Origin of the sequence: Mycolicibacterium agri, assembly GCF_002553505.1 — a bacterium.
GTDB lineage: Bacteria > Actinomycetota > Actinomycetes > Mycobacteriales > Mycobacteriaceae > Mycobacterium > Mycobacterium agri.
Window position 1 is genome coordinate 1 of sequence record NZ_PDCP01000173.1, and the last position, 3,649, is coordinate 3,649.

Below are 3,649 nucleotides of genomic sequence, written 5' to 3' on the forward strand. Positions count from 1 at the left end.
GTTTGCATCGCCATACATGACGTAAGGCCAGCGGAGCTTGCACCATTCCCGCGTGCGGTGCTGATTTCTGCGTCAGGGGTTGTGAGCGGTTGGCGATCAAAGCCCTGCTGTCGAAATCGAGCGATCAGTCGTAGCGGATCCAGGGGTAGGTCGCGTTCTCGATGTACAGAAGAGCCAACTCGCCGCGATGGATGGTGATCTGCAGTGAGCGTAAGACTCGGATGCCGTATTGGTCTGCGCTGCGGACATGGGATGCGAAGCCGGCGAGGCTGCTGGTGAATCCCATTTCGGTGAGCAGGAGGACTCGCGACCAGTCGAGTCCGGTCAGCGGTTGTTCGTTGTCGACGGCCTTATGGAGGTGGTCGATGTCGGCAGTCCATTCGTCGAGTGTTCGTTGGCCGGCGATAGGGGCGAGTAGGCCGTAGCCGCGCTCGGGTTGTTGGAGGTAGGCGTTGAGGGTGACGAGCATGAGGCGTCGTTCGTCGTCGAATGCGAATCGCCCAGGTCCATTGGCAGGATGGCGGTTCGGTCGCTGTTGGTTTCGTCGAACGTGGGGAATGTGGCGTTGTCGATGAGCAATTGCGCGCGTTCGTCGGTGCTGAGTTTGTCTTGCAGGCTACGCAGGATGGGCACCCAACGTTCTTCGCCGCCGAAGGAGAAGCGTCGGGCGTTGGCGACCATGTCGCTGCCGAAGGCGAACTCGGTGAGGAGGAGTACGCGAGTCCAGTCGAGATCGGTCAGGGGCTCGTGTTTTTCGATCGCCTCCATCAGCGGCTTGGTGTAGTCCCGCCATGCTCTTTGGGTGAGCTTGCCGACTAGCGGCGGCAACAACTCGACGGCACCCTGCGCTGACCCTTGCACCCGTTGATGGCAAGCACCATCAGCTTGCGCTCGTTCTCGTTGAGCGCGGTCGTGACGCGAGGGTCGCTATTCATGCGCAAGCCCATCGTCAGTGTCGTAACGGATCCAGGGGTAGGTCGCGTTTTCGATGAACAGCAGAGCCAACGAGCCACGATGAATAGTGACCTGCAGGGTGCGCAGCACTCGGATGCCGTATTGGTCTGCGCCGCGGAAATGGGATGCGAACCCGGCCAGGCTGCTGATGAATCCCATCTCGGTGAGAAGAAGGACTCGCGACCAGTCCAGTTCGGTCAAGAACTGTTCATCATCTACCGCTCGGTGCAGGTGGTCGATGTAGGCCGTCCATTCGTCGAATGTCTTTTGGCCCGCGATAGGGGCGAGTAGGCCGTAGCCGCGTTCGGGTTGTTCCGCATGGGCCTTGAGACTCACCAGCATGAGCCGTCGTTCGTCGTCGTCGAATGCGAAGTCGCCGAGATCCATTGGCAGGATGGCGGTCCGCTCGCTGTTGGTGTCGTCGAACGTGGGGTACGTCGCGTTGGCTACCAGCAACTGCGTACTCCGTTCGGTGAAAAGTTTCTCCTGCAGGGAGCGAAGCACAAGCACCCAGCGTTCGTCTCCCCTGGGGGAGAACCGTCGGGCGTTGGCGACCATGTCGCTGCCGAACGCGAACTCAGTCAGTAGGAGCGCGCGAGCCCAGTCGAGATCGGTCAACGGCTCGTGGGCCTCAATGGAGTCAGCGAGCGGATAGATGTAGGCCCACCACGCTTCTTGGGTCAGCCGGCCAACGAGTGGCGGAAGCAACTCGGCGGCACCCTGCGCCGCAAGGCCGTACTCGTTGATGGCCAACACCATCAGTTTGCGCTCGGCGTCATCGAGCGCAACTGCTCTGCGGTGGTCTTCTCTTGTCACGTTGCTTCCATCGATTGTCTTACGCCCAATTCTTGGGATTGTCAGGATTCGGTCCCACTTGCCCGAGAATTATTCTTCCTAGGATGCCGAGTGGGCCATCGATTTTCGCGAGCTCTTCCGGCGGCACGTGCGTGCCCCAGTTCTCGAGGAAACCAGGGCCCGGCCGGTCGTGGATTGCGCGTGGGGCCGTCGCACCGGCTTGAGCGGAGTCGGCCGACGGTGGAGCTGAACCAAGTTTCGCTTGAGTATTGTCACTCGTCGGGACCCGTGGTTTTGGACCGTCTCCTAGCTGCTCAGCCGTAAGTCTCGATAAAGGAGTTTCGATTTTCCGCGGTGCTCCAGCCGGATTATTCGGTTTGTAGGCTGTTCCACCGTCGGGAGCATTCGGCCGAGTATCGCGAATAATGAGGACGTTCTCTTCCGGGTCGTAGATGACCGGAGCGCCGTCTTCGCTGAGACCGAGTATCAGCCCGCCGGGATCGTTGATGGCTCGAAGCATTTTCTGGTAGATCAGCTCGGCGAACTCCTCTTGCGAGGGGTAACCGAATTCGTGGCCGTGCTTGTCAAGAGCGTGTCCATACGCAATCTTTTGCGCAGCCCGTATCAACGGGTCTGTGCTCCAACCCTCAGCGGGAGGGACGGCGGGTGGATTCGGCTTCTCGGGAAGAGGTATGCCACGAAAGTCGACATCCTGGATCGCCGCACCGTCGTCGGTCAGCGTCAGAGACCGCAACTGAGAAGCCGCCATCGTAATCTGCGCGGCTGCTTGCTCGTCGGCGGCGACCAGCGCGAGGACGTCCGAGCGGATAGCGGCTCCGAACTTGCGCATCTGGGCTTCTCTGGCGGCCAGCTCGACAGTGGACGATGTGCTTTCTATCGTCGTCAGCGAAAAGTCTTCGCCGACAATGAATCCGGCTGCTTGAGCCGTCCGCACAGTGTTGAGCAACCGCGTCTTCAACGCGAGGAGATCGTCGGCGGCTCGACGAGCGACAGCGGCTGCTGCGGCCAAATCATCGGCGGCGCCCGTGACGCGGTGACGATCGGTGCCGACGCGCAGGGCGGCCGCGTCGGCTGCGTTGCCCTGCCAAACCGTTGGGCGCGTGACATCGCGAAGCAGGTCGTCGTAGGTGACGGTCCACCTGCCGGCGCTGTCCGCCCAATGCTGCGCGGCATCGATCAGATAGTCGCCCGCGAACGCCCGTACTTCCGACAGGCTCGGCAGCGTCGCGGTTGGCACCGTTAGGCGATGACGGTCGCCGACCGGACGAGGTCTGAGCTGTCGGTCTCGGTGGCGGCGAACTGGCTGCCTGCGGCGGCCACCCGCTGCCCGGTTGACCGCACACGCTCAGCGATCCGCCCTGCTGCGGCGTCGGCGTCGTCGTGTAGCGCCCGCACCGCCGCCGTCGTCGCGGCAAAGCCGCCGTTAACCGCAGGCGCGGACTGTTTTGCGATGGCATCGGCCCGCTGTTCGCAGCTTGCGCCCAGCCATGCCAGGCCGGTGCCGTCGACGTCGATCCTCCCGATCCTCCCCACGGATCAACCGTAAGGCCGCTCAGATGGTCGTCTTGCACCAATTTTCCCGGCGCCGAGATCAACGAAATGGCGGGCTTTACTCGCGGCGATTTCAGGCAGTGGATGCAACAGCGGGTGGTTTTGGCGGGTTTGAGAGTAGCTCGTCGAGGACTTCAGCGGGTTTCTTCCAGCCGAGGGTTTTGCGGGGTCGGGTGTTGAGTTGGGCGGCAACGTAGTCGAGGTAGTCGGCCGGGAACACTGATAGGTCGGTGCCTTTAGCAAAGTATTGGCGCAGCAGCCCGTTGGTGTTCTCGTTACTGCCGCGTTGCCATGGCGAGTGCGGATCGCAGAAGTAGATATCGAGCTC

Annotated in this window: 6 protein-coding genes; 1 reads left to right on the forward strand and 5 read right to left on the reverse strand. The window is 61.9% G+C overall.

Features of this window, described 5'->3' with window-relative positions:
* Nucleotides 1-124: 124 nt before the first annotated feature.
* Entirely contained in the window at nucleotides 125-469 is a 345-nt protein-coding gene (locus tag CQY20_RS33345) for a hypothetical protein (protein ID WP_097945565.1), read from the reverse strand.
* 20 nt (nucleotides 470-489) lie between these two features.
* Between CQY20_RS33345 and CQY20_RS33350 the strand changes: the two genes are divergently transcribed.
* Nucleotides 490-819, forward strand: coding sequence for a hypothetical protein (locus CQY20_RS33350; RefSeq protein ID WP_097945568.1), 330 nt, complete (start codon nucleotides 490-492; stop codon nucleotides 817-819).
* Between the two features lie 108 nt (nucleotides 820-927).
* Here CQY20_RS33350 and CQY20_RS33355 read toward each other — a convergent pair whose 3' ends face one another.
* The 4 genes from CQY20_RS33355 to CQY20_RS33370 all read right to left on the reverse strand — a co-directional run.
* The gene (locus CQY20_RS33355; RefSeq protein ID WP_097945571.1) at nucleotides 928-1,770 is read right to left on the reverse strand and encodes a hypothetical protein; all 843 of its coding nucleotides are present in this window, start codon (nucleotides 1,768-1,770) and stop codon (nucleotides 928-930) included.
* A gap of 19 nt (nucleotides 1,771-1,789) precedes the next feature.
* Nucleotides 1,790-3,007: a hypothetical protein gene (locus CQY20_RS33360; RefSeq protein ID WP_097945574.1), complete on the reverse strand. Its 1,218-nt coding sequence runs from the start codon at nucleotides 3,005-3,007 to the stop codon at nucleotides 1,790-1,792.
* Between the two features lie 2 nt (nucleotides 3,008-3,009).
* On the reverse strand, nucleotides 3,010-3,303 hold the full coding sequence (locus CQY20_RS33365) for a hypothetical protein (protein WP_097945576.1): 294 nt from the start codon (nucleotides 3,301-3,303) through the stop codon (nucleotides 3,010-3,012).
* 91 nt (nucleotides 3,304-3,394) lie between these two features.
* On the reverse strand, nucleotides 3,395-3,649 hold a 255-nt coding region (locus CQY20_RS33370; protein WP_109789712.1), incomplete at its 5' end, for an IS30 family transposase.